Genomic DNA, 20,838 nt, shown 5'->3' with positions numbered 1-20,838 from the left:
ACTTAGGACTCCACGGCTTCGGGCGCCGAGGCGCCGTCGTTGCGGCGGCCCATCAGATCCGCGACCTTCTTGCCGCGCTTGGACGCGACTTGACGGGGCGAGGACTGGACCTTCAGCGCTTCGAACGTCGCGCGGATCATGTTGTAGGGGTTCGACGAACCGGTCGACTTGCCCACGACGTCCTGGACGCCGAGGGTTTCGAGCACAGCGCGCATCGGACCGCCCGCGATGACGCCGGTCCCGGGAGGGGCGGCGCGCATCATGATCTTGCCGGCGCCCCAACGGCCGTTGCCGTCGTGGTGCAGGGTGCGGTTCTCGCGCAGCGGAACGCGGATCATCGTCTTCTTGGCTTCTTCGGTCGCCTTGCGGATGGCTTCCGGCACTTCGCGCGCCTTGCCGTGACCGAAGCCGACGCGACCCTTGCCGTCGCCGACGACCATCAGGGCTGCGAAGCTGAAGCGACGGCCGCCTTTGACGGTGGCGGCGACGCGGTTGATGTGCACCAGCTTCTCGACGATGTCGGAATCCGGACCATCAGCAGCGGGACCGTTGCGGTTGTCACGACGGTTGCGATCGTTGCCGCCGCCGCCGCGTTGGGGTTGTTGCGCCATCTGTCGCGTCCCTTAGAAGTTCAGGCCGGCTTCACGCGCGGCTTCCGCCAGCGCCTTCACCCGTCCATGATAGATGTACTCGCCACGGTCGAAGACGACGTCCTTGACGCCCTTCTCGATGGCGCGTTCGGCGATCAGCTTGCCGATCGCGGCGGCCGCAGCCGTGTCCGAACCGCGCTTGCCCTTGCCGCCTTCCAGCGACGAGGCAGCCACGACGGTCACGCCCTGGGCGTCGTCGATGATCTGGGCCGAGATGTTCTTGTCCGAACGGTAGACCGACAGACGCAGACGACCGTTGGCGACAGCCTTCAGGCGGCGACGCGTGCGCTCCGAGCGACGCTTGGCTTGTTGTCGAAGAGAAAGAGCCATGACTTACTTCTTCTTGCCTTCCTTGCGACGGACGGTCTCGCCCGCGTAACGGACGCCCTTGCCCTTATAGGGCTCCGGCGGACGCAGCTTGCGGATGACCGAGGCGATCTGACCGACGGCTTGCTTGTCAGCGCCCGAGATCTTGATCTCGGTCTGCTTCGGCACAGCGAAGCTGACGCCGGCCGGCGGAGCGATATCGACTTCGTGCGAGAAGCCGAGTTGCAGCGAAAGGGCGTCGCCCTTCATCGCGGCGCGGTAACCCACGCCGACCAGCTCCAGCGACTTTTCGAAGCCCGTGGTGACGCCGACGACCATGTTGTCGACCAGCGTGCGCGACAGACCCCACATCGCGCGAGCGCGAGGCGTGTCCGAACGCGGCGTCAGCGACAGTTCGTCGCCTTCCTGCTTGACTTCGATCTCGTCGGCGACGGTCCAGGCGCTCTCGCCCTTGGGTCCCTTGACGGTGACGTTCTGGCCGTCGAGCGTGACAGTCACGCCCTTCGGCACGGCGATGGTTTTCTTGCCAATACGGGACATATCAGTAGACCCTGCAGAGGACTTCGCCGCCGACGTTAGCGTCGCGGGCGGAAGCGTCGGACATGACGCCCTTCGAAGTCGAGAGGATCGAGATGCCGAGGCCGTTCTTGACGGGCTTCAGATCGCCGATCGCCGAATAGACGCGGCGGCCCGGCTTGGACACGCGCGCGATCTCGGCGATGACGGGCTGACCGTCGAAGTACTTCAGCTCGATCTCGAACTGCGGAAACTCACCCGGGTTCTGAACCAGGTTGTAGCCGCGGATGTAGCCTTCGTCCTGCAGCACGTCGAGGACGCGCTGGCGCAGACGGGAAGCCGGGGTCAGCACCTTGGAACGCTTGCGGGTCGCCGCGTTCTTGATGCGAGCGATCATGTCGCTCAGGGGATCGTTGATCATCATGTCTGTTCGCTCCCCTTACCAGCTGGACTTCGTCAGGCCGGGAATCTGGCCTAGGTTGCCCAGTTCACGCAGCGCAATCCGGCTCATCTTGAGCTTGCGGTAGAACGCCCGCGGACGACCCGTCACTTCGCAGCGGTTGCGAATGCGGCTCGGCGCGGAGTTGCGCGGCAGTTCGGCCAGCTTCAGGCGCGCGTCGAAGCGCTCCTCCAGCGGCAGGTTTTCGTCGTTGGCGGTCGCCTTGAGGGCGGCCCGCTTCGCGGCATACTTCGCAACCAGGGCCTTGACGGCTTCATTGCGGTTTACGGCGCTTTTCTTAGCCATTGTGCTCTTCCCTTCCCGCTCAGTTCTTCACGAACGGGAACTTGAACTCGGTGAGGAGAGCCTTGGCTTCCTCATCGGTCTTGGCCGTGGTGCAGACGACAATGTCCATGCCCCACATCTGATCGATCTGGTCGTAGTTGATCTCCGGGAACACGATGTGCTCCTTCAGACCCGTGGCGTAGTTGCCGCGACCATCGAAGGACGTGCCCTTCAGACCACGGAAATCCTTCACGCGCGGCAGCGCGATCGTGATGAACCGGTCCAGGAACTCGTACATCTGGTCGCCGCGCAGGGTGACCTTGCCGCCGATGACCATGCCTTCGCGCAGCTTGAAGCCGGCGATGGAGTTACGGGCCTTGGTGGCGACGGCCTTCTGACCGGCGATGGCGGTCAAATCCTTGAGGGCGGTGTTCGCCTTCTTGGAGTCAGCGACAGCTTCGCCGATACCCATGTTCAGGACGATCTTGTCCAGCTTGGGCACCTGCATTTCGTTCGTGTAGCCGAACTTTTCCTTCATCACCTGGCGGATGCGAGCGTGATACTCGTCCTTGAGGCGCGGGGTGTACTTCTCGGTAGCCATCAGATGACGTCTCCCGTCGTCTTGGCGATGCGGACCTTCTTGTCCCCATCGATCTTGAAGCCGACGCGGGTCGCCTTGCCGTTGGCGTCGGCGATCGCGACGTTCGACAGGTGAAGCGAGGCTTCCTTGTTCTTGATGCCGCCCTGCGGGTCAGCCTGGCTCGGGCGCGTGTGGCGCTGAACCATGTTGACGCCTTCGACAAGGACGCGGTTTTCGGTGGGCAGGACCTTCAGCACGTTGCCCGTGCGGCCCTTGTCCTTGCCGGTGAGGACGACGACGCGGTCGCCCTTCTTGATCTTGGCGGCCATGTTACAGGACCTCCGGAGCCAGCGAGATGATCTTCATGTGGTTCTTGGCGCGCAGTTCGCGAGGAACCGGGCCGAAGATCCGCGTGCCGACAGGCTCGTTCTGCTTGTTGACGATGACGGCGGCCGACTTGTCAAAGCGGATGACCGAGCCGTCCTTGCGTTGGATGTCCTTGGCGGTGCGCACGACGATGGCGCGAACGACGTCGCCCTTCTTCACACGGCCGCGCGGGATGGCTTCCTTCACGGAGGCGACGATTGTGTCGCCGATCGAGGCGTAGCGGCGCTTGGAGCCGCCCAACACCTTGATGCACATGACCCGGCGGGCGCCCGAATTATCGGCCACTTCCAGGTTAGTTTGCATCTGGATCATAAGATCAGATCCTTCTGATTACGAGGCGGAGGCGTTGGAAAGGACTTCCCAGCGCTTCAGTTTGGACTTGGGGGCGCACTCGACGATGCGAGCGATGTCGCCGACCTTGAGCGCGTTGGCTTCGTCGTGCGCGTGGTACTTCTTGGACGACCGGACGGTCTTCTTCAGAAGCGGGTGAAGCAGGGTGCGCTCCACCTTCACAACGACAGTCTTCTCGCCCTTGTCGGACACGACCACGCCTTCAAGAATTCGCTTGGGCATATTCGTTTCCTTACGAGGCCGCACGCTTCTCGCGCAGAAGCGTCGAGATGCGAGCGATGTCTTTGCGGACTTCACCAACGCGGTGAGTCTTTTCCATTTGGCCGGTGGCCGCCTGGAAGCGCAGGTTGAACTGTTCCTTCTTGAGCTTCAGCAGCTCATCGGACAGTTGGTCGGTCGTTTGCGACCGCAGATCGGCGATCTTGGTCATTAGGCGGCAGCCTCCACATGCGCGACGCCGGCGTCGATACGGGTCACGACCTTGGTGCGGACCGGCAGCTTGGCGGCGCCGAGACGGAGTGCTTCGCGGGCGACATCGTCCGGCACGCCGTCGATTTCAAACAGGATACGGCCCGGGTGGCAACGCGCGGCCCAGTGGTCCACGGCGCCCTTGCCCTTACCCATCCGGACTTCGGCCGGCTTGCCCGTGACGGGCAGGTCGGGGAAGACGCGGATCCAGACGCGGCCCTGACGCTTCATCTGGCGAGTGATCGCGCGGCGAGCCGCCTCGATCTGACGCGCGGTGATGCGTTCCGGCTCCAGCGTCTTCAGGCCATACGACCCGAAGTTCAGCGAGAAACCGCCCTTGGCCGAGCCATGGATCCGGCCCTTGAAGGCCTTGCGGTATTTGGTCTTCTTCGGTTGCAACATGACTTAGTTCTCACGTCCCCGGTCGCGACGCGGACCGCGGTCGCCACGGGGGCCGCCGCGTTCGCGGCCTTCGTTCGAGGACGGACCCGAAGCTTCCTGGGCCCAACGCTTGTCCTGCGCCATGGGATCGTGCTCCAGCACTTCACCCTTAAAGACCCAGACCTTCACGCCGATAATGCCGTAGGTCGTCTTGGCTTCGTAGAAGCCATAGTCGATGTCGGCGCGCAGCGTGTGAAGCGGCACGCGACCTTCGCGGTACCATTCCATACGTGCGATTTCGGCGCCGCCCAGACGACCCGAGACATTCATACGAATGCCCTTGGCACCCAGACGCATGGCCGACTGCATCGAACGCTTCATGGCGCGACGGAAGGCCACGCGGCGCTCCAGCTGCTGCGCGATGTTCTCGGCGATCAGCTGCGCATCGGTTTCCGGCTTGCGGACTTCGATGATGTTCAGGTGAACTTCACCCTCGGTGCGCGCCGAGATGTCCTTGCGGAGCTTCTCGATGTCAGCGCCCTTCTTGCCGATCACGACGCCCGGACGGGCGGCGTAGATGGTGATGCGGCACTTCTTGTGCGGGCGCTCGATGATGATGCGCGACACGCCGGCGGCGGCCAAGCGTTCCCGCAGCCACTCGCGCAGCTTCAGGTCCTGGTGCAGCAGGCGGGAATAGTCGGCGCCGGCGGCGAACCAGCGGCTGTCCCACGTGCGGTTCACGCCGAGGCGCAGACCGACCGGATTGATTTTCTGTCCCATCAGGCGGCCTCGCCGGCTTCACGGACCACGATGGTGATCTCGCTGAACGGTTTCAGGATGCGCGACGAACGACCGCGAGCACGGCTCGCGAAACGCTTCATCACCAGGTTCTTGCCCACGAAGGCCTCGGCGACGACCAGATTGTCGATGTCGAGGTTGTGGTTGTTCTCGGCGTTCGAGATCGCCGAATACAGGACCTTGCGGACGTCGCCAGCGATGCGCTTACGGCTGAATTCCAGCTCGTTCAGCGCCTTCTGGACCGGCATGCCGCGGATCGAAGCGGCGACCAGGTTCAGCTTTTGCGGGCTGATGCGCACGTTGACCAGCTTGGCGCGGGCCTCGGTCGGGGCGACCCGACGCTCGTTTTTTGTCTGGGCCATCGGTTACTTCCTTTTGGCCTTCTTGTCCGCCGCGTGACCCGGGAAGTTCCGGGTCGGGGCGAACTCGCCGAGCTTCATGCCGACCATCTCTTCCGAGACCGACACGGGCACGTGCTTCTGACCGTTATGGACGCCGAACGTCAGACCGACGAACTGCGGCAGGATGGTGGAGCGGCGCGACCAGGTCTTGATCACGTCCTTGCGGCCCGACGATTGAACGGCGTCGGCCTTCTTGAGCAGATACCCGTCGACAAACGGGCCTTTCCAGGAGGAGCGGGCCATTCTTAGCGAGCCTTCTTAACGTGGCGGGTACGGATAATGTACTTGTCCGTAGCCTTGTTCTTGCGGGTACGAGTGCCCTTGGTGTCCTTACCCCACGGCGTGACGGGGGTACGACCACCAGAGGTCCGGCCTTCACCACCACCATGCGGGTGGTCGATCGGGTTCATGGCGACGCCGCGAACGTGCGGACGCCAGCCCATGTGACGCTTGCGACCAGCCTTGCCCAGGTTCTGGTTCATGTGGTCGGGGTTCGAAACCGCGCCCACCGTGGCGATGCAGCCGTCCAGGACCATACGCAGTTCGCCCGAGCCGAGACGGATCTGGGCGTAGCCCTGATCGCGGCCGACCAGCTGAGCGTAGGCGCCGGCCGAACGGGCCAGCTGGGCGCCCTTGCCCGGCTTCATTTCGATGTTGTGGATGATCGTACCCACCGGCATCGAACGGAGCGGCATGGCGTTGCCCGGCTTTACGTCGGTCTTTTCGCCCGCCACAATCGTGTCGCCCGCCTTAAGGCGTTGCGGCGCGATGATGTAGGTCTTCTCGCCGTCGGCATAGGTGACCAGGGCGATGAAGGCCGTGCGGTTGGGGTCGTATTCCAGACGCTCGACCGTGCCGACCATGTCCCACTTGCGACGCTTGAAGTCGATCTTGCGGTACAGGGTCTTGGCGCCGCCGCCACGGAAGCGGACCGCGATGCGACCGCCCTGCCCGCGTCCGCCCGACTTGGTCAGGCCTTCGGTCAGCGACTTTTCCGGACGGCCCTTGTGGAGTTCCGAACGGTCGACCAGCACGAGGGCGCGACGGCCCGGCGAAGTCGGATTGTAGGTTTTCAAGGCCATCTGATCAGAGCCCCGTGGTGACGTCGATCGACTGGCCGTCAGCCAGCGTCACGATCGCTTTTTTGATGTCGACCCGGCGACCCAGGATGCCCCGGAAGCGCTTGGTCTTGCCCTTTTGAACCAGGGTGTTGACCTTCAGGACGTTGACTTTGAACAGGCTTTCGACCGCAGCGGCGATCTCGTCCTTGGTCGCCGTGTCGGCGACGCGGAAGACGACCTTGTTCTGCTCGGACAGGATCGTGGCCTTTTCGGTGATCACCGGGGCCAGGATGGTGTCGTAGTGCTTGGCGGTAGGTTGAGCGGCCATTACGCGGCTTCCTTATCGCTGAAGCGGGCTTCGATGGCCTCGATGGCGGCCTTCGTCAGCACCAGCTTGTCAGCCCGCAGGATGTCATAGACGTTCAGGCCGGCGTTCGGCAGCACGTCGATGTGCGGGATGTTGCGTGCGGCCAGGCCGAAGTTCGTGTCGACTTCGGGACCCGCGATGATGAGCGCCTTGGTCCAGCCCAGCTTGCCGAGCGTTTCGCGCAGCGAAGCGGTCTTGGCTTCCTTGACCGAGACGGTGTCGACCACGATCAGGTCGCCCGACTTGGCCTTGGAGGACAGGGCGTGACGCAGAGCCAGGGCGCGGATCTTCTTCGGCAGCGAGAAGCCGTGATCGCGAACGATCGGGCCGAAGGCGCGCGAACCGCCGACGAACTGCGGTGCACGGCGCGAACCGTGACGAGCGCCGCCGGTGCCCTTTTGCTTGTACATCTTCTTACCCGTACGAGAGTTCTCGTTGCGGGTTTGAACCTTGTGCGTACCGGCGCGGCGCTTGGCCAGTTGCCAGTTGACGGTGCGGGCCAGGATGTCGCCGCGGATGTCGGAGATGCCGAAGACGGCGTCCGACAGTTCCACGTCGCCAGCAGCCTTGCCGTCGAGTTGGATGACAGAGAGTTTCATTACGCTTCACCGCCTTCGGTCGCTTCGACGGGGGCTTCTTCAGCCGGGGTCGAAGCGGGTTGAGCAGCAGACTTGCTCGACTTCAGCGCGCCGGGGAACGGAGCGTCGGCCGGGCGAGCCTTCTTGATGGCGTCGCGAACCTTGACGTAGCTGCCGTCGTGACCGGGGACAGCGCCCTTGATCAGGATCAGGCCACGCTCGGCGTCCACGCGGACGACGGTCAGGTTCTGGGTGGTGACGGTCTCGGTGCCGTAGTGGCCGGCCATCTTCTTGCCGGGGAACGTGCGACCCGGGTCCTGACGGTTACCCGTCGAACCGTGCGAACGGTGCGAGACCGAAACGCCGTGGGTGGCGCGAAGGCCGCCGAAGTTCCAGCGCTTCATGGCGCCGGCGAAACCCTTACCGATGGTCTCGCCCTGGATGTCGACCTTCTGGCCCACCAGGAAGTGTTCGGCCGACAGTTCGGCGCCCACGTCCAGCAGACCGTCCGCATCGACGCGGAACTCGGTCACATAGGCTTTCGGTTCGACTTCCGCCTTGGCGAAGGTCTCGCGTTGAGCCTTGTTGGTGTTCTTAGCCTTCTTCGTGCCAGCGCCCAGCTGGAGAGCGACGTAGCCGTCACGCTCCTGGGTACGTTGGCCGACGACTTGGCAGCCGTCGAGCTGCAGCACAGTGACCGGTACGTGCGCGCCGTCATCGGCGAACACGCGGGTCATGCCCAGCTTCTTGGCGATCACGCCCGTGCGCATCGGATCCCGCCTCTTTCTACTTTAAATCTTGATCTCGACGTCCACGCCGGCGGACAGGTCGAGCTTCATGAGCGCGTCCACGGTCTGCGGGGTGGGGTCGACGATGTCGAGCACGCGTTTGTGCGTGCGGATTTCAAACTGCTCACGCGACTTCTTATCGACGTGCGGAGAGCGGTTCACGGTGAACTTCTCGATCAGGGTCGGCAGCGGAATCGGACCACGAACGGTCGCGCCGGTGCGCTTGGCGGTATTAACGATCTCGCGCGTCGAAAAATCGAGGACGCGGTGATCAAAGGCCTTGAGCCTGATGCGGATGCTTTGATCCATATCGGTGCTTACTTCCAATGCGGTCGGAGGACCGCGTCCCTGTGAACCATTTCAAAGACCGAAGGCCTTCGGGCAAAAAGCCCTCAGGGAACGCAAATCCGCAAAAACGATCGGCCCACGCAGTTGCCCGCGAAGGCCGTTGATATCCCAAGAAGCTGCAAAGAACAGTGACTTAGGTCGTTCTTGCGAACCGCGTTTGCAGCGAGCTGCACAGCCGGTCCAACAAGAGTGGTGGCTTATGCCTATCGATTCTGATTTCGTCAAGCGCGCAAACCCGGGCTGACACAGGATTTCGACGCGGTCTTCGCCGAGGACGGCGCACGGCGCGACGACACGTTCAGTGGCGACATCGGCGGCGGCGGACGACTCTTTATAGTGCATGAGCGCGACTGCGGCGCGCGATCAACGACTTGCCCCACAGATCGCCAAGTCGTGACACATTCTGGCCGCAACGCGTGGCTGTTGCGCAACAACCTTGCTGTCTCAAGCCGATCGAACGCCGGTTTATTGCTCCGCTTGGCCTTCGGCTGATAGCAGCGCCCCTCCCCGGACCCCCATCCGGGTGCAGACTGCTAAGGACAAAAGAAAAATGAAGACGATCCTCCTCGCCACGGCTGCCGCCGCCGCCCTGTTCGCCGCCCCGGCCTTCGCCCAAGACGCCATCGGTTCGGTCGGCGTGACCTATTCCAATCCGTCGATCGAAGTCGCCGGCGACGACGTTGACGCCGACGTCTGGACCGTTGACGGCTCGGTCGCCCTGCCGGCCCAGGACTGGACCGTGACCCTGAACGGCGCGATCGACTACACCAAGGCCTTCGGCGAAGAAGACGTCACCGGCGCCGCCGCCGCTCACCTGACCAAGATGTGGTCCTCCGACGTCCGCGCCGGCGCGTTCGTCGCCGGCAACGGCATCGGCAGTGGCAACGAGCCGATCTGGACCGTGGGCGCCGAAGCGCAGAAGTATCTGTCGAACGCCACCCTGACCGGCCAAGTCGCCTACACGACCGCTGACAACGTGGACGCCGACATCTGGACCGTCGGCGCCGACGCCGCCTTCTACGTCATGCCGAACCTGCGCCTGAACGCCGGCGTTGCCTACAACAACGTCGACTTCTCGGGCGGCGACACCGACGCCTGGACCTACGGCGTGGGCGCCGAATACGAGTTCGAGAACACCCCGTTCTCGCTGGGCGCCGCCTACACGCGCGCCGACATCGATTCGCTGGACGTCGACACCTGGTCGGTCGGCCTGCGCTATTCGTTCGGTGGCGGTCTGCAAGCGCGTGACCGCGCCGGCGCCAACCTGGGCGTCTCGGCGATCTCGAGCGTCCTGAACGTCTTCTAAGCGTCTCGGACCTGAGCCCTACGAAGAGCCCCGGCGGAGCAATCCGCCGGGGCTTTTTGTTTGGCCGGAAAACACCCCCGGGGTTCCACGACCGGGGGCCTTCTCGTCGCTCGGGTCTTACTGCCCGATCTGCAGGGTTCCCGATCCGACGACGGAGCGAGAAACCGATCCCGTTGCCGAGGCGACGCGGACGCTGCCCGATCCGGCGATCGCCACGTCCAGGTCGCGCGTTGCGCCGCCGTATCGAACATCGCCCGAGCCGCCGATGGCGACCGACAGCTTGTCCATTCGGCCCTGCCGCACATTCACACCGCCCGAGCCGCCGATGGACAGTTCGCTGCGTCCGCCGGCGCTGGCCACCTCGACATTGCCCGATCCACCCACGGCCGCCTTCAGGGCTCCAGTCGCGCCGGCGGAGATGGAACCCGAACCGCCGACGCTGGCGTTCAGCGATCGAGACGTTCCCGCGCGGATCGCACCCGAGCCCCCCAGGCCCAGTTCCAGATCGCCGTCCACATTGGCCACGTTCCAGTTGCCGCAGCCGCCATTGTCCAACTCGACCGATCGCGCGCCGCGTCCGACCGAGCCGAAGACCACGCCGCTGGCGCTGACATCCACCGCGCGCGGCGTGCGCACGACGATCAAAGGCGCGTCCTCCAGGCGGATGCGGCCCAGGTCGCGCACCTCGACGGTCGCCCCCTGCCCCGGCTGGCCCGCATCGCTGCGGCCGGAGTTGCAGTTGCGAATGGCGCTGTTGCCGCCCCACATGCCGTTACGGCGCAGGCCGCCGTCGATCTTGACGTCATTGCCGTCGCGGCGAACCTGGATGGCCGGCAAGCGCGTCTGGCCTTGCGTGACCTCGACCCCGATATCCTGACGATCCTCGACGATCACCACCACGCGGGCGACGGCGTTGCGGATCTCGACCTCGGCGGCCGAAGCGGGCGCGGCGACGAACCCGGTCAGGGTGGCGACGGCGGCTGCGGCGATCAGTGCGGTTTTCATGAGCGGTGTTCCCTTCCCGAATGTGGAGAGAAGGTGCGCGCCGCCCGCGCCCAAGTCATTTTAACTCGAGGTCATGAACTCGAATTAACACCCCGAGCTCATGACGAGGCGTTCAGCGCGCCCGCGCCGTCCGCCGCGCCGATCTCCGGCTCGAAGTCGCGCTCGAAGTTGGCGATCTTGCTCTTCATCGCCCCCGCCTTCTTCAGCGCCAGCGACGCGGCCCAGCGCGCCGCCAGCTCCGGCGTCGTCATGCCGTCGGTGAAGCGCGGCCGCCCGCCCCGGCTGCGGATCACCGCATTGGTGAACAGCGCCCCGTTGCGGAACCGCGACGGCCAGGTCTGGAAATCCATCGACAAACTGACGCAGAAGCGGTCCAGATTCTCCACCCGGTGCGGCGCATAGAGCGGCCAGGTCAGGGCGTGGCCTGGCTCCAGATCCATGATCTGCGCGTCCTGTTCGAACGCCAGCGTGTAAGGCAGTTCCTCGGTCGTCTGACGCGCGACCACCTGTTCCATGTTTCGCTCGGGCAGATGGCCCTCATCGCCGGGATAGACGAACAGCCGCTTGCGCCCGCGCAGGTGAAACAGCACCACGCCTGCCGCATCGAAATGATAGGGCACGCGCGCCTTGGGCGACGACAGGATCAGCTGCCCCGCATTCCGCACCGCCCGCATTTTCGGATAGGTCGCCTGGATCGCGGCGAAATCCTCCATCGCCGCCGCCCACAGTTCAGGCCAGCCCGTCTCGACCCCGCGCAGATTGACCCACAGCCGACCCTGTTTGATCGCCTCCAGCAGCTCCTCGCCCGACAGCCGCCCGCGTGCGCCGGTGCGCAAGGACACCTGCCCGTCGTCGTCGTAATCATACAGGTTGATGTCGAACAGCTCGGCCGGATAGCGATCCAGCACGGCGGCCAGCGCCCCGTCCTCGGCGAACCCTTGCTCGATCAGGGTGTGGGCGTGGGTCTTGGCCTCGGCGATCGGGCCCGGATAGCGTGTGCGACGTTGGGTCATGCCGATATCCTCAAACGTGGGCGACGCGCGCTGGCGTCTTCTTCTTGGCGGCCGCCTTCTGGACAGCCGACCGTGCGGCGACCGCCGCGCCCCTCAGCCGCCCGACCGGCGTCGCCTCGCAGGCTTCGATGGTGGCCCAGCGCCGGCGCAGGGACGCCCGCACCGCCTCGCCGCGTCCACCCGCCCTGTTCAACGCCGCCACCGTGATGTCGCCCAACGCCTGGGTCACGCCCGGCTGCATCACCACGGCCTCGCGAACCGTCTGCCGCGCGTTGACGAAATACTTCTTGTAGGTCTCGCCCTCGAAGCCGAAGTCGAACACCCGGAAGCCCTCGGCCGCCGCCAGCCGCATCGTGTCCATGCTCAGCAGGATGCCCGGCGAACACCGCGCCAGCGTCGGCTCATAAGCGGGGAACCAGAAATGGTAATGCCGCCCGGCGTGCAGCGAGAACTCGATCGCCACCAGCTTGTCGCCCGCGTGCATCGCCGCCATCGAGGCGCCGAAGCCTGCTCGCGGCTCGCTCATCAGCGCGTGGAGCAGATCCCGCGTCCAGCCGCAGGCGAAGATGTCGTGCAGGCCCGAGCGGCGATACTGCACCGCCTTCAGCGCGATCAGATGATCCAGCAGCGCAGGATCTCTGAGACCCCGCTCCACCCGGATCGGCCCCAGTTCGGCCTCCAGGCTGCGGCGCGCCCGCTCCTTGTCCTTGAAGTATTTGGCGAAGGTCTTGCGACGCTCGGCGTACCAGTCGTCATAGCCCGTCTTGGACATGGCCACCTGTACGGTCTCTCGCGCCTGCCCCGTCTCGCCCGCACCGATCCAGCCGGGCACGTTTAGCCGCTTGGCCTTCAACAGCCGCGCCACCTCTTCCAGCGTGATCGTCTCGTCCGCCGGGGCGATGACGCCATGATAGTCGTTCATCGGCGCGCCCAGCGGCTGCACCGCTCCCCCGCGTCGCTGATGCGGGAAAAAGCCGACGATCTCGCCATCCCGCCGGAACACGGCGATCGCCGCGCCGGGGCAGACCCGCGAGGCGATCTCGGCATAGTCCCAGCGGAAATAGGGGCTGGCCAGATCAGGGTTGCCAGCTGTCCACCCGCGCCACAGGGCGACGGCGGCGGCGTCCATCGCCGCCGCGTCCCTGATCTCGACCTGCAGCATTCCGCCCATACGCATCCTCTCGGGGCCCTGCGCAGCAAGGTCCATTCCGCACCCCAATCTGCCCTATGCGTGTTTCATCAGGGTTCATCGGCATGGTGAACGCGCGTTCACGGAGCCGCGGTCGCCTTGGCGCGTTTGAGTGAGCCAAGGAGAAGACCATGACCGATCAACGCCCTGACAGCAAAGCCGTCGAGAACGAAAACCTGCGCCCGGACGCCGACGGCCAGCCGCCGCGCCCGGCGACCGAACCCAAGGGCTCGAAGGATTCGTCGAACTCCGGCGAGACCGAAACCGACCCTGCAACCGGCGAACCCAACTGAAACACCGACCGTCTGCACTCACTATCTCGAAAGTCCCATATGAACCGTCCCGCCTACCTCGCCGCACTCGCAGTTCTCTCTCTGGGCGCCTGTTCGCCGAAGGAGGAAAACGCAGCCGCCCCAGCGGCGCAGACGGCCGAGGCCGCGCAAGTGGGCCAAACCGGCCCGCTTTCACGTGACGCCATCGAAAACACCGCCTATGCGCCGCCGCCCGCCGCGCAAGACGGCCAGCCAGCCGCCCCGAACGCCGCCCAGCCGCAGCCGCAGCCCGCCCTGATCCGCGCCCAGGTGCTTCTGGAGCGCGCCCGCTTCTCGCCCGGCGCGATCGACGGCCTGGCCGGGTCGAACATGCGTCAGGCGATTTCGGCGTTTCAGGAAGCCAACGGCATGACCGTAAACGGCGAGTTGAACGCTGACGTGCTCGGCCGACTGCGCGCCGCCGCCGGACCGGGCGCTGTGACCACCACCTACACCATCACCCAGCAGGACATCGCCGGACCCTACCTCGGCGTCGTGCCCACTGAGTTGGAGGCTCAGGGTCAGGCGGCGCACATGGGTTACGCCAATATCGTCGAGGCCTTGGCCGAACGTTTCCACGTCACCGAGGCCTTGCTGCGCGCCATGAACCCCGGCGCCGACTTCAACCGCGTTGGCCAAGGCCTACTTGTCCCCGCCGTCAACAGCGCACCCCTGCCCGCCGACGTGGACCACATCGACGTCGACAAGAGCGAAGGCTCGGTCAAGGCATTCGGCGCCGACGGCAAGCTGATCGCCTACTTCCCGGCCACCATCGGCAGCGGCGACAACCCGACCCCGACCGGCACGGTCAAGGTCAACGGCGTGGCGCGGAACCCGGACTACACCTACGACCCGTCGAAACTCAGCTATGGCGACGGCAAGACGAAGGTCGTCGTCAAACCCGGTCCGAACAATCCCGTGGGCGTCGTCTGGATCGATCTGAACAAGCCCAGCTACGGCATCCACGGCACGCCAGACCCGCATCTGGTCGGCAAGACGGCCTCGCACGGCTGCGTGCGCCTGACCAACTGGGACGCCTGGATGCTGGCCGACAAGGTCAAGCCGGGCGTCACCGTCCGCTTTATCTAGTGGACGGCGCCGAACGGCGTCCCGTCCCAGAAGTCGCAGTGGTGGCGTTCGAAGAAGCCGTCGTCCATGACATCGCCGTCTGGCTTGAACACCCGCACCGGCCCCGCACCCTCGACGCGGGGCCATTCGGCGGCGAAGGCCGACCTGCCGAACGTCGCCCACAACCTTTGCATCCGCTCCGACAGCGCCTTCTGCTCAGGCGTGAACCGCTTGGGATCAGCAAACACCCAGCGCGTGCCGAACACATAGGCCAGTTCGCTGGCGTGATAGGCGCCTAAATCCAGACCGACGATCCGATGCGGCAAGACAAACGGCGCCCTGCGATCCGCGAACTCATAGCCCCACACCGGCACATGCTGGGCCAGCAGTCGCCGCAAGGCCTGTGACGGACAGGCGAACCTTTGATCCGTGAAGTTGGTGGCGATGGCATAGGCGGGGCCGTCCTCTCCCACCGGATAGCGCGCCAGCACCCGCGCGCCCTGGTCGCCATACATCCAGATCGTCTCCTTTTGATAGCGATCCATGTCCTGCACCTCGTTAGCGAACAGCCGCCCCTCATCGAGGTTCGTCCCGACGAGGACGGGCACGCGCGTGAACCGCCCCTCGCGGATCGCGACCGCCGGGTTTTCCGGCACAGTGGCGTCCGTGTGCACCGGCCCCCATGATCCCGGCCCGTTGATCCCCGCCCTTAATGACGCCGCCCGCGACAGCCGCCAGGCCGGAAGCGCTTTCAGACAAGCAATCTGATCGTCGCCGGTGCAGCCCAGCCTTTCGGCGAACATCGGCCCCGACTGGGCCGCATCCTGCGCACTGACCAGGGACGACGGCTCAAGACATCCGCCGCTCTGCATGATGACGCGCTGATACAGCCGTTGCGACTGCGGCGACGCCATCAGGTAACAGGCCGTCCATGCGCCCGCGCTCTCGGCGAACAGGGTAACGTCGCCTGGATCGCCGCCAAAGGCCGCAATGTTCCGATGCACCCACTTCAGCGCGGCCTGCTGATCCATCAGGCCGAAGTTTCCCCCAAAGCCTTCGCCGGTCGCCTGAAACCCCGGATGCGCCAGCCAGCCCAGCGCGCCGAGCCGATAGTTCATCGTCACGACCACCCGTCCCTGCTCGCGCGCCAGTTTCGACGGATCGTAGTTGGCGCCCGCCCCCACGGTGAAAGCGCCGCCCGGGATATAGACCATCACCGGCCGCGCCTCGGCCGCGTCTCCGCCCGGCGTATAAATGTTCAGATACAGACAGTCCTCGGACCCGACGACGATCCCGCCGCCGCCGCCCAGGATCGAACGTCGCCCGATCGCCTGGGTGCAGTCCGAGCTGATCCGCGTCGCGTCCCGAACGCCCTGCCAAGCCTGGATCGGCTGCGGCGCCCGCCAGCGCTGTTCGCCGACGGGCGGCGCTGCGAACGGCACGCCCAGGAACGCTCTCGTCCCCGCCCCATCGACGCCGCGCACCGTCCCGGATTCGGTCGTCGCCAACACCGGCTTGGCGTCCTTGGCGAACCGGACCTGATCCACCTTGCCGGGATGGGTGGCGCAGGCCGACAGGGCGACAAGGCACGCAAGCAACGAGATCAGACGCATCTTGAACCTTGGCTGTTCGGCAGACGATCCTAACGCCTGAACAGCATGCCCGTTGCGAGCGCCGGTGGCTCACCCACAGCAAAACGGCCCCCGGATTGCTCCGGGGGCCGTTCTGTTACGCTACTCTGTATCCAACCGGCCTCAAGCAGCGCGTGAGCGCGTTAGGCCGAAAGGATGCCTTCTTACTCGACGATCTTGGCCACGACGCCGGCGCCGACGGTGCGGCCGCCTTCACGGATGGCGAAGCGCAGGCCTTGGTCCATCGCGATCGGGGTGATCAGCTCGACGTTCAGCTCGGCGTTGTCGCCCGGCATGATCATCTCGACGCCTTCCTTCAGGTGAACGATGCCGGTCACGTCCGTCGTGCGGAAGTAGAACTGCGGGCGATAGTTCGTGAAGAACGGGGTGTGACGACCGCCCTCTTCCTTGGTCAGGATGTAGGCTTCGGCCAGGAACTTGGTGTGCGGGGTGATGGAGCCCGGCTTGCACAGCACTTGGCCGCGCTCGACGTCTTCACGCTTGGTGCCGCGCAGCAGCACGCCGACGTTGTCGCCCGCTTGACCTTGGTCCAGCAGCTTGCGGAACATTTCCACGCCCGTGCAGGTCGTCTTCTGGACCGGACGGATGCCGACGATCTCGACTTCCTCACCGACCTTGACGATGCCCTTCTCGACGCGGCCCGTCACCACGGTGCCGCGGCCCGAGATCGAGAACACGTCTTCGACCGGCATCAGGAACGGCAGGTCGACCGGACGCTCCGGCTGCGGGATGTAGGCGTCGACGGTTTCCATCAGGGCCAGAACGCGCTGTTCGCCGATTTCCGGGTTCACGCCGTCGGTCGCGGCCTTGGCCGAACCCTTGGTGATCGGAATGTCGTCGCCGGGGAACTGGTACGAGCTCAGCAGCTCGCGCACTTCCATCTCGACCAGCTCGAGCAGCTCTTCGTCGTCGACCAGGTCGACCTTGTTCATGAAGACCACCAGGGCCGGCACGCCGACCTGACGGGCCAGCAGGATGTGCTCGCGGGTCTGAGGCATCGGGCCGTCAGCGGCCGACACCACCAGGATCGCGCCGTCCATCTGCGCGGCGCCGGTGATCATGTTCTTCACATAGTCGGCGTGGCCGGGGCAGTCGACGTGGGCGTAGTGACGGTTGGCCGTCTCGTATTCCACGTGCGCGGTGTTGATCGTGATGCCGCGAGCCTTCTCTTCCGGCGCAGCGTCGATGTCGGCGTAGTTCATCGCCTTCGCGCCACCGGCCTTCGCCAGCGTCATCGTGATCGCAGCCGTCAACGTCGTCTTGCCGTGGTCAACGTGACCAATCGTGCCGATGTTGCAGTGCGGCTTCGTCCGTTCGAACTTTTCCTTGGCCATGGCCAAACTCCTGATGGCCCGGGTCCGTCAGCGGAGGGGCGCGATGCTGATCTTTTAAAAACCTGGAGCGGGTAGACGGGATCGAACCGACATCCTCAGCTTGGAAGGCTGCTGCACTACCATTGTGCTATACCCGCGCGGAGACTGCGGAAGTTCTTTCGGAACGCCGCAGCCGGTTCCTCTCCGTCGTCCTGATCCGTCGTATCCGTCAAGGCGCGTGGTGGGGGAAGAAGGACTCGAACCTTCGAAGCTTACGCAGGGGATTTACAGTCCCCCCCCTTTGCCACTCGGGACATTCCCCCAGCGCGCCTTGTCGAACCGTCGGACCCCTCGTTTCCGCCCATAAAGAAGCGGGACGAAACAAAAGCCTTCGGCTTGTCGCCTCCTCTAGGATAGAGGGGGCGCCCAGACCCGAAAGCCCTTGGGGCTCCAAATCGGAGGGCGTCTTATAGTGTCGTCGAAATCAGAACGCAACGACCGTAAAAGCGGTAAAAAACCGGTCTTCGGAAACCGTCCCGACGGCCCCCGCGACAAGGGCCAAAAGCCCGCTGCGCAAGGGTTTGGCCGGCGCGAGGAAACCCCTCGCCAGCCCCGTTCGCCCGATCGGGGCAAGTCGGACGCCGATAATTTTCTGTGGGGCCGACATCCAGTTCTGGCCGCTCTGGCGAATCCCGCCCGTCGCGGGATGGGTCGTCTGCTGGCCACGGCCGAGCGCGCCGCCGAGATCGAGAACAATGCTCTCGCAAACGGCCACAAGATCGAGGTGGTCGAAATCCAGGCCCTGACCCGGATGCTGCCCCCCGGCGCCGTGCATCAGGGACTGGCCTTCAAGGTCCAGCCGCTGGAAGGCGTGTCGCTGGAAGAGCTGGCCGAGCCGGCTGAGGGCGTCATCGTCATGCTGGATCAGCTAACCGATCCCCAGAACGTCGGCGCCATCTTCCGCTCGGCCCTGGCGTTCGGCGCGCGGGGAATCATCGTTCAGGACCGTCATGCTCCGGCCCTGGCCGGCGCCCTGGCCAAGGCGGCTGTGGGCGCCACCGAACGCCTGCCCCATGCGCGCGTCACGAATCTGTCCCGTGCGCTGGAGCGGCTGGCCGATCTGGGTTGGCGCGCCGTCGGCTTGGACGGAACGGGCGAACAGACGCTGGAAGAAGCGCTGGATCATCAGCCGACCGTTCTGGTCATGGGGTCCGAAGGCGACGGCATCCGTCGTCTGGTGGCTGAACACTGCGATGTTCTGGCCAAAATCCCCATGCCGGGCGGATTCGAGAGCCTGAACGTGTCCAATGCGGCGGCGGTCGCGCTTTATGAAGCGGCGCGCGCGCAACGCGGCTGACAGAAGGCCGCACCGAGGCTAAGGAGCGGAAATGGAATTCCTTTCGTCTCCCGAACTCGCCAGCCAGGCCACGGCCCTGGGCCAGGTCCTGCTGATGGATCTCGTCCTGGCCGGCGACAACGCCGTCGCCGTGGGCCTGGCCGCCGCCGCCCTGCCCCAGGACCAGCGCAAGAAGGCCATTCTGATCGGCCTGGCCGCCGCCGTCGTCATGCGAATCGGCTTTGCGCTGATCACCGTGCAGCTTCTGGCCCTGGTCGGCTTGCTGCTGGCCGGCGGCTTGCTGCTGCTGTGGGTGTGCTGGAAGATGTGGCGCGAACTGCGCGAGCAGGCGACCCACGACCAGGCCGAGGCCGAAAAAGAACTCGAACTGGCCATGAGCATCGAGCATGGCTCTGGTCCGTCGCCCGAGGAACTGGGCATCAAGCGCAAGAGCTTCGGCGCCGCCCTGCTTCAGATCTTGGTCGCCGACATCACCATGTCGCTGGACAATGTGCTGGCCGTCGCCGGCGCCGCGCACGAACACCCCTGGATCATGGTCTTCGGCCTGGTGCTGTCGATCGCCCTGATGGGCGTCGCCGCCACCTATATCGCCAAGCTGCTGCATCGCTTCAGCTGGATCGGCTACATCGGTCTGGTCGTCGTGCTCTATGTCGCCCTGCACATGGTCTGGGACGGCGCCCGTCAGGTGGTGGTCCGCACCGGCCATATGGACGAATTCAACGCCTCGGCCCCGGCCTTCCTTGAGATCGGTCCCAAGGAAGCGGCCAAACACTTGGGTCAGAAGCGCACCGCGGACAGCCCGACGCCGGCGCCCGCCGAACCGACGGTCGCGCCATGACCGTCGCCACCGTCACCGTCGAAGAGGCCGCCGCCTGGCTGCAGGCCGGCGAAGCGGTGCTGATCGATGTGCGCGAGCCGGACGAGTTCGCCGCCGCGCGAATCGACGGCGCGATCCTGGCGCCGCTCAGCCAGATGCCCGCCGCCTGGGGGGCGCTGGACCTTCCGGCCGACAAGAAGATCATCGTCCAATGCCTGAAGGGCGGCCGCAGCCACCAGGTCTGCGCGTTCGTCGGCCCGACCGGCCCCGAGGGCCAGCCGCTGTTCAACCTGACCGGCGGCATCCAGGCCTGGAACGCGGCGGGCCTTCCCGTCGTGTTCGCCGAACAGGACTGATCAGCGACCGCGCAGCCAGCCGGTGACCGAAATCCGGTCCGCCGCCGCCGACAGGGCGACCTGCGTCACCGAATGGGGCGTCGGCACCTTCAGCAGATTCAGGGTGTTGAAGCGCGGCGTAAAGGCCTCCGCCACATTGCCGTCGGCGCCATGGAAGGCCAGCAGGCCGCCCCACTCGATGCGCCAGACCGGCGTCAGGTTCAGCACATAGGCGAAGAAGCGATTCTTGCCCTCGGCGTGATCGTCATGCTCGGTCAGAAAATGGCCGGCGCGATAACGGGTCAGTTGCGCATCGGCCAGGGCGAGCCGCGGCTCCCCGGTCATGTCGCGCATCAGACCCAGGAAGGCCTCGCCGTTCAGAAAGGCCAACAGATCGGACCACACCGGCGCCGCCTGCCCTGCTTGGACCAGATCGTAGATCGGGTGATTGTCGTACAGATACTGGAAGTCGGTCTGGGCTGAGGCTTGCACCGCCTGACCCAGCGCCTGTTTCTGATCCGGCGTCAGGGAAGCCAGCCAGGCGGCGGGCAGATCGACATGGCCGGTTCCGCGTCGCGTCACGACATTGTATTCGGCGCGCGTCGCCGCGTCGTAGAGCGTCTGCGCGTCCTTAGGAGCCAGGACGCCCTCGATCTGCGCCCGCCCCGTGCGCCCCAACCGCTCGCGAATGGCGGCGCGCGCTGCGTTGGTCAGGGGCGTCAGGGTCGGCGTCATCGCTTATCCCCT

Annotated in this window: 31 protein-coding genes and 2 tRNA genes; 6 read left to right on the top strand and 27 right to left on the bottom strand. The window is 65.4% G+C overall.

Annotation, left to right across the window (positions count from 1 at the left end):
* Positions 1–2 precede the first annotated feature (2 nt).
* From rpsE to rpsJ, 19 genes are read right to left on the bottom strand one after another with little or no spacing between them, the layout of a single operon-like run.
* On the bottom strand, positions 3–611 hold the full coding sequence (rpsE, locus tag HNP47_RS01600; protein WP_055753395.1) for a 30S ribosomal protein S5: 609 nt from the start codon (positions 609–611) through the stop codon (positions 3–5).
* Between the two features lie 12 nt (positions 612–623).
* Positions 624–980 carry a 50S ribosomal protein L18 gene (gene rplR, locus HNP47_RS01595; protein WP_008259637.1) on the bottom strand — a complete coding sequence of 119 codons (357 nt, stop codon included), beginning with the start codon at positions 978–980 and terminating at the stop codon, positions 624–626.
* A gap of 3 nt (positions 981–983) precedes the next feature.
* Complete coding sequence (gene rplF / locus HNP47_RS01590) at positions 984–1,517, bottom strand: 50S ribosomal protein L6 (RefSeq protein WP_184277821.1); 534 nt, start codon at positions 1,515–1,517, stop codon at positions 984–986.
* Position 1,518: 1 nt separating this feature from the next.
* Complete coding sequence (gene rpsH, locus HNP47_RS01585) at positions 1,519–1,917, bottom strand: 30S ribosomal protein S8 (protein WP_008262310.1); 399 nt, start codon at positions 1,915–1,917, stop codon at positions 1,519–1,521.
* Positions 1,918–1,932: 15 nt separating this feature from the next.
* A complete protein-coding gene (rpsN, locus tag HNP47_RS01580) occupies positions 1,933–2,238 on the bottom strand; it encodes a 30S ribosomal protein S14 (RefSeq protein ID WP_055753393.1) in 306 nt (101 codons plus the stop codon).
* 19 nt (positions 2,239–2,257) lie between these two features.
* Positions 2,258–2,818: a 50S ribosomal protein L5 gene (rplE, locus tag HNP47_RS01575; protein WP_017506049.1), complete on the bottom strand. Its 561-nt coding sequence runs from the start codon at positions 2,816–2,818 to the stop codon at positions 2,258–2,260.
* Positions 2,818–3,126 carry a 50S ribosomal protein L24 gene (gene rplX / locus HNP47_RS01570; protein ID WP_039248554.1) on the bottom strand — a complete coding sequence of 103 codons (309 nt, stop codon included), beginning with the start codon at positions 3,124–3,126 and terminating at the stop codon, positions 2,818–2,820. The genes rplE and rplX overlap by 1 nt, the downstream gene beginning before the upstream one ends.
* Before the next feature lies 1 nt (position 3,127).
* On the bottom strand, positions 3,128–3,496 hold the full coding sequence (gene rplN / locus HNP47_RS01565; protein ID WP_003164378.1) for a 50S ribosomal protein L14: 369 nt from the start codon (positions 3,494–3,496) through the stop codon (positions 3,128–3,130).
* Between the two features lie 18 nt (positions 3,497–3,514).
* Complete coding sequence (gene rpsQ / locus HNP47_RS01560) at positions 3,515–3,757, bottom strand: 30S ribosomal protein S17 (RefSeq protein WP_017506051.1); 243 nt, start codon at positions 3,755–3,757, stop codon at positions 3,515–3,517.
* Between the two features lie 10 nt (positions 3,758–3,767).
* Complete coding sequence (rpmC, locus tag HNP47_RS01555; RefSeq protein ID WP_008263673.1) at positions 3,768–3,965, bottom strand: 50S ribosomal protein L29; 198 nt, start codon at positions 3,963–3,965, stop codon at positions 3,768–3,770.
* Positions 3,965–4,405 (bottom strand): 50S ribosomal protein L16, encoded by a 441-nt coding sequence (gene rplP / locus HNP47_RS01550; protein ID WP_017506052.1) that lies wholly within the window; start codon positions 4,403–4,405, stop codon positions 3,965–3,967. Before rplP ends, rpmC begins: the two co-directional genes overlap by 1 nt.
* A 3-nt stretch (positions 4,406–4,408) precedes the next feature.
* Positions 4,409–5,164 (bottom strand): 30S ribosomal protein S3, encoded by a 756-nt coding sequence (gene rpsC, locus HNP47_RS01545; protein WP_017506053.1) that lies wholly within the window; start codon positions 5,162–5,164, stop codon positions 4,409–4,411.
* A complete protein-coding gene (gene rplV / locus HNP47_RS01540) occupies positions 5,164–5,544 on the bottom strand; it encodes a 50S ribosomal protein L22 (RefSeq protein WP_017506054.1) in 381 nt (126 codons plus the stop codon). The genes rpsC and rplV overlap by 1 nt, the downstream gene beginning before the upstream one ends.
* 3 nt (positions 5,545–5,547) lie before the next feature.
* Positions 5,548–5,826: a 30S ribosomal protein S19 gene (gene rpsS, locus HNP47_RS01535; protein WP_017506055.1), complete on the bottom strand. Its 279-nt coding sequence runs from the start codon at positions 5,824–5,826 to the stop codon at positions 5,548–5,550.
* A 2-nt stretch (positions 5,827–5,828) separates the two neighbouring features.
* Positions 5,829–6,665, bottom strand: a complete 837-nt coding sequence (gene rplB / locus HNP47_RS01530) for a 50S ribosomal protein L2 (RefSeq protein ID WP_017506056.1) — start codon at positions 6,663–6,665, stop codon at positions 5,829–5,831.
* 4 nt (positions 6,666–6,669) lie between these two features.
* Complete coding sequence (locus HNP47_RS01525) at positions 6,670–6,972, bottom strand: 50S ribosomal protein L23 (protein WP_008260292.1); 303 nt, start codon at positions 6,970–6,972, stop codon at positions 6,670–6,672.
* A complete protein-coding gene (gene rplD, locus HNP47_RS01520) occupies positions 6,972–7,610 on the bottom strand; it encodes a 50S ribosomal protein L4 (protein ID WP_017506058.1) in 639 nt (212 codons plus the stop codon). Before rplD ends, HNP47_RS01525 begins: the two co-directional genes overlap by 1 nt.
* A complete protein-coding gene (gene rplC, locus HNP47_RS01515; protein ID WP_055753390.1) occupies positions 7,610–8,359 on the bottom strand; it encodes a 50S ribosomal protein L3 in 750 nt (249 codons plus the stop codon). Before rplC ends, rplD begins: the two co-directional genes overlap by 1 nt.
* A 21-nt stretch (positions 8,360–8,380) precedes the next feature.
* On the bottom strand, positions 8,381–8,686 hold the full coding sequence (gene rpsJ / locus HNP47_RS01510) for a 30S ribosomal protein S10 (protein ID WP_003164367.1): 306 nt from the start codon (positions 8,684–8,686) through the stop codon (positions 8,381–8,383).
* Positions 8,687–9,275: 589 nt separating this feature from the next.
* Between rpsJ and HNP47_RS01505 the strand changes: the two genes are divergently transcribed.
* On the top strand, positions 9,276–10,031 hold the full coding sequence (locus tag HNP47_RS01505; protein WP_184277819.1) for a porin: 756 nt from the start codon (positions 9,276–9,278) through the stop codon (positions 10,029–10,031).
* Between the two features lie 117 nt (positions 10,032–10,148).
* On the opposite strand, the gene HNP47_RS01500 is transcribed toward HNP47_RS01505, so the two are convergent.
* The 3 genes from HNP47_RS01500 to HNP47_RS01490 all read right to left on the bottom strand — a co-directional run bounded on the left by HNP47_RS01500 (position 10,149) and on the right by HNP47_RS01490 (position 13,226).
* Positions 10,149–11,036: a GIN domain-containing protein gene (locus HNP47_RS01500; RefSeq protein WP_184277817.1), complete on the bottom strand. Its 888-nt coding sequence runs from the start codon at positions 11,034–11,036 to the stop codon at positions 10,149–10,151.
* A gap of 98 nt (positions 11,037–11,134) precedes the next feature.
* Positions 11,135–12,049 carry a transcriptional regulator gene (locus HNP47_RS01495; RefSeq protein ID WP_184277815.1) on the bottom strand — a complete coding sequence of 305 codons (915 nt, stop codon included), beginning with the start codon at positions 12,047–12,049 and terminating at the stop codon, positions 11,135–11,137.
* Positions 12,050–12,059: 10 nt separating this feature from the next.
* Positions 12,060–13,226, bottom strand: a complete 1,167-nt coding sequence (locus HNP47_RS01490; protein WP_260394562.1) for a GNAT family N-acetyltransferase — start codon at positions 13,224–13,226, stop codon at positions 12,060–12,062.
* Positions 13,227–13,369: 143 nt separating this feature from the next.
* Here HNP47_RS01490 and HNP47_RS01485 point away from each other — a divergent pair, with 143 nt between their 5' ends.
* Positions 13,370–13,531 carry a hypothetical protein gene (locus HNP47_RS01485; protein WP_165117191.1) on the top strand — a complete coding sequence of 54 codons (162 nt, stop codon included), beginning with the start codon at positions 13,370–13,372 and terminating at the stop codon, positions 13,529–13,531.
* A 39-nt stretch (positions 13,532–13,570) separates the two neighbouring features.
* The gene (locus HNP47_RS01480) at positions 13,571–14,638 is read left to right on the top strand and encodes a L,D-transpeptidase family protein (protein ID WP_184277813.1); all 1,068 of its coding nucleotides are present in this window, start codon (positions 13,571–13,573) and stop codon (positions 14,636–14,638) included.
* On the opposite strand, the gene HNP47_RS01475 is transcribed toward HNP47_RS01480, so the two are convergent.
* The 4 genes from HNP47_RS01475 to HNP47_RS01460 all read right to left on the bottom strand — a co-directional run bounded on the left by HNP47_RS01475 (position 14,635) and on the right by HNP47_RS01460 (position 17,905).
* Entirely contained in the window at positions 14,635–16,230 is a 1,596-nt protein-coding gene (locus tag HNP47_RS01475; protein ID WP_184277811.1) for a carboxylesterase/lipase family protein, read from the bottom strand. The genes HNP47_RS01480 and HNP47_RS01475 overlap by 4 nt on opposite strands.
* A 182-nt stretch (positions 16,231–16,412) precedes the next feature.
* The gene (gene tuf / locus HNP47_RS01470; RefSeq protein ID WP_055753383.1) at positions 16,413–17,603 is read right to left on the bottom strand and encodes an elongation factor Tu; all 1,191 of its coding nucleotides are present in this window, start codon (positions 17,601–17,603) and stop codon (positions 16,413–16,415) included.
* Between the two features lie 63 nt (positions 17,604–17,666).
* Positions 17,667–17,740 (bottom strand) — tRNA-Gly (locus HNP47_RS01465).
* An 81-nt stretch (positions 17,741–17,821) separates the two neighbouring features.
* A tRNA-Tyr gene (locus HNP47_RS01460) sits at positions 17,822–17,905 on the bottom strand.
* A gap of 149 nt (positions 17,906–18,054) precedes the next feature.
* Between HNP47_RS01460 and rlmB the strand changes: the two genes are divergently transcribed.
* Genes rlmB through HNP47_RS01445 form a run of 3 tightly spaced genes read left to right on the top strand, consistent with a single transcriptional unit; the run spans position 18,055 to position 20,112 of the window.
* Positions 18,055–18,939, top strand: coding sequence for a 23S rRNA (guanosine(2251)-2'-O)-methyltransferase RlmB (gene rlmB, locus HNP47_RS01455; protein WP_084375326.1), 885 nt, complete (start codon positions 18,055–18,057; stop codon positions 18,937–18,939).
* A gap of 31 nt (positions 18,940–18,970) precedes the next feature.
* Positions 18,971–19,777: a TerC family protein gene (locus HNP47_RS01450; RefSeq protein WP_184277809.1), complete on the top strand. Its 807-nt coding sequence runs from the start codon at positions 18,971–18,973 to the stop codon at positions 19,775–19,777.
* The gene (locus HNP47_RS01445) at positions 19,774–20,112 is read left to right on the top strand and encodes a rhodanese-like domain-containing protein (protein ID WP_184277807.1); all 339 of its coding nucleotides are present in this window, start codon (positions 19,774–19,776) and stop codon (positions 20,110–20,112) included. The genes HNP47_RS01450 and HNP47_RS01445 overlap by 4 nt, the downstream gene beginning before the upstream one ends.
* Here the strand turns inward: HNP47_RS01445 and HNP47_RS01440 are convergent, their stop codons facing one another.
* Positions 20,113–20,826: a 2OG-Fe(II) oxygenase family protein gene (locus tag HNP47_RS01440; protein WP_184277805.1), complete on the bottom strand. Its 714-nt coding sequence runs from the start codon at positions 20,824–20,826 to the stop codon at positions 20,113–20,115.
* Positions 20,827–20,838: the final 12 nt, after the last annotated feature.

It is taken from the genome of Brevundimonas vesicularis (genome assembly GCF_014204545.1).
GTDB classification, from domain to species: Bacteria; Pseudomonadota; Alphaproteobacteria; order Caulobacterales; family Caulobacteraceae; genus Brevundimonas; species Brevundimonas vesicularis_B.
This window is presented reverse-complemented; position numbering and strand designations above follow the sequence as displayed.

Coding starts and splice junctions, on each gene's coding strand:
- rplF (WP_184277821.1), bottom strand. CDS start 1,517: ATGTCCCGTATTGGCAAGAAAACCATCGCCGTGCCGAAGGGCGTGACT.
- rplX (WP_039248554.1), bottom strand. CDS start 3,126: ATGGCCGCCAAGATCAAGAAGGGCGACCGCGTCGTCGTCCTCACCGGC.
- rplP (WP_017506052.1), bottom strand. CDS start 4,405: ATGTTGCAACCGAAGAAGACCAAATACCGCAAGGCCTTCAAGGGCCGG.
- HNP47_RS01485 (WP_165117191.1), top strand. CDS start 13,370: ATGACCGATCAACGCCCTGACAGCAAAGCCGTCGAGAACGAAAACCTG.
- rpsN (WP_055753393.1), bottom strand. CDS start 2,238: ATGGCTAAGAAAAGCGCCGTAAACCGCAATGAAGCCGTCAAGGCCCTG.
- rplC (WP_055753390.1), bottom strand. CDS start 8,359: ATGCGCACGGGCGTGATCGCCAAGAAGCTGGGCATGACCCGCGTGTTC.
- rpsE (WP_055753395.1), bottom strand. CDS start 611: ATGGCGCAACAACCCCAACGCGGCGGCGGCGGCAACGATCGCAACCGT.
- rpsJ (WP_003164367.1), bottom strand. CDS start 8,686: ATGGATCAAAGCATCCGCATCAGGCTCAAGGCCTTTGATCACCGCGTC.
- rpsC (WP_017506053.1), bottom strand. CDS start 5,164: ATGGGACAGAAAATCAATCCGGTCGGTCTGCGCCTCGGCGTGAACCGC.
- HNP47_RS01475 (WP_184277811.1), bottom strand. CDS start 16,230: ATGCGTCTGATCTCGTTGCTTGCGTGCCTTGTCGCCCTGTCGGCCTGC.
- rplE (WP_017506049.1), bottom strand. CDS start 2,818: ATGGCTACCGAGAAGTACACCCCGCGCCTCAAGGACGAGTATCACGCT.
- HNP47_RS01500 (WP_184277817.1), bottom strand. CDS start 11,036: ATGAAAACCGCACTGATCGCCGCAGCCGCCGTCGCCACCCTGACCGGG.
- rpsQ (WP_017506051.1), bottom strand. CDS start 3,757: ATGCCCAAGCGAATTCTTGAAGGCGTGGTCGTGTCCGACAAGGGCGAG.
- rplV (WP_017506054.1), bottom strand. CDS start 5,544: ATGGCCCAGACAAAAAACGAGCGTCGGGTCGCCCCGACCGAGGCCCGC.
- rpsH (WP_008262310.1), bottom strand. CDS start 1,917: ATGATGATCAACGATCCCCTGAGCGACATGATCGCTCGCATCAAGAAC.
- rplR (WP_008259637.1), bottom strand. CDS start 980: ATGGCTCTTTCTCTTCGACAACAAGCCAAGCGTCGCTCGGAGCGCACG.
- rplB (WP_017506056.1), bottom strand. CDS start 6,665: ATGGCCTTGAAAACCTACAATCCGACTTCGCCGGGCCGTCGCGCCCTC.
- rplN (WP_003164378.1), bottom strand. CDS start 3,496: ATGATCCAGATGCAAACTAACCTGGAAGTGGCCGATAATTCGGGCGCC.
- HNP47_RS01505 (WP_184277819.1), top strand. CDS start 9,276: ATGAAGACGATCCTCCTCGCCACGGCTGCCGCCGCCGCCCTGTTCGCC.
- HNP47_RS01490 (WP_260394562.1), bottom strand. CDS start 13,226: ATGCGTATGGGCGGAATGCTGCAGGTCGAGATCAGGGACGCGGCGGCG.
- HNP47_RS01445 (WP_184277807.1), top strand. CDS start 19,774: ATGACCGTCGCCACCGTCACCGTCGAAGAGGCCGCCGCCTGGCTGCAG.
- HNP47_RS01450 (WP_184277809.1), top strand. CDS start 18,971: ATGGAATTCCTTTCGTCTCCCGAACTCGCCAGCCAGGCCACGGCCCTG.
- rplD (WP_017506058.1), bottom strand. CDS start 7,610: ATGAAACTCTCTGTCATCCAACTCGACGGCAAGGCTGCTGGCGACGTG.
- HNP47_RS01440 (WP_184277805.1), bottom strand. CDS start 20,826: ATGACGCCGACCCTGACGCCCCTGACCAACGCAGCGCGCGCCGCCATT.
- HNP47_RS01480 (WP_184277813.1), top strand. CDS start 13,571: ATGAACCGTCCCGCCTACCTCGCCGCACTCGCAGTTCTCTCTCTGGGC.
- tuf (WP_055753383.1), bottom strand. CDS start 17,603: ATGGCCAAGGAAAAGTTCGAACGGACGAAGCCGCACTGCAACATCGGC.
- rpmC (WP_008263673.1), bottom strand. CDS start 3,965: ATGACCAAGATCGCCGATCTGCGGTCGCAAACGACCGACCAACTGTCC.
- HNP47_RS01495 (WP_184277815.1), bottom strand. CDS start 12,049: ATGACCCAACGTCGCACACGCTATCCGGGCCCGATCGCCGAGGCCAAG.
- HNP47_RS01525 (WP_008260292.1), bottom strand. CDS start 6,972: ATGGCCGCTCAACCTACCGCCAAGCACTACGACACCATCCTGGCCCCG.
- rpsS (WP_017506055.1), bottom strand. CDS start 5,826: ATGGCCCGCTCCTCCTGGAAAGGCCCGTTTGTCGACGGGTATCTGCTC.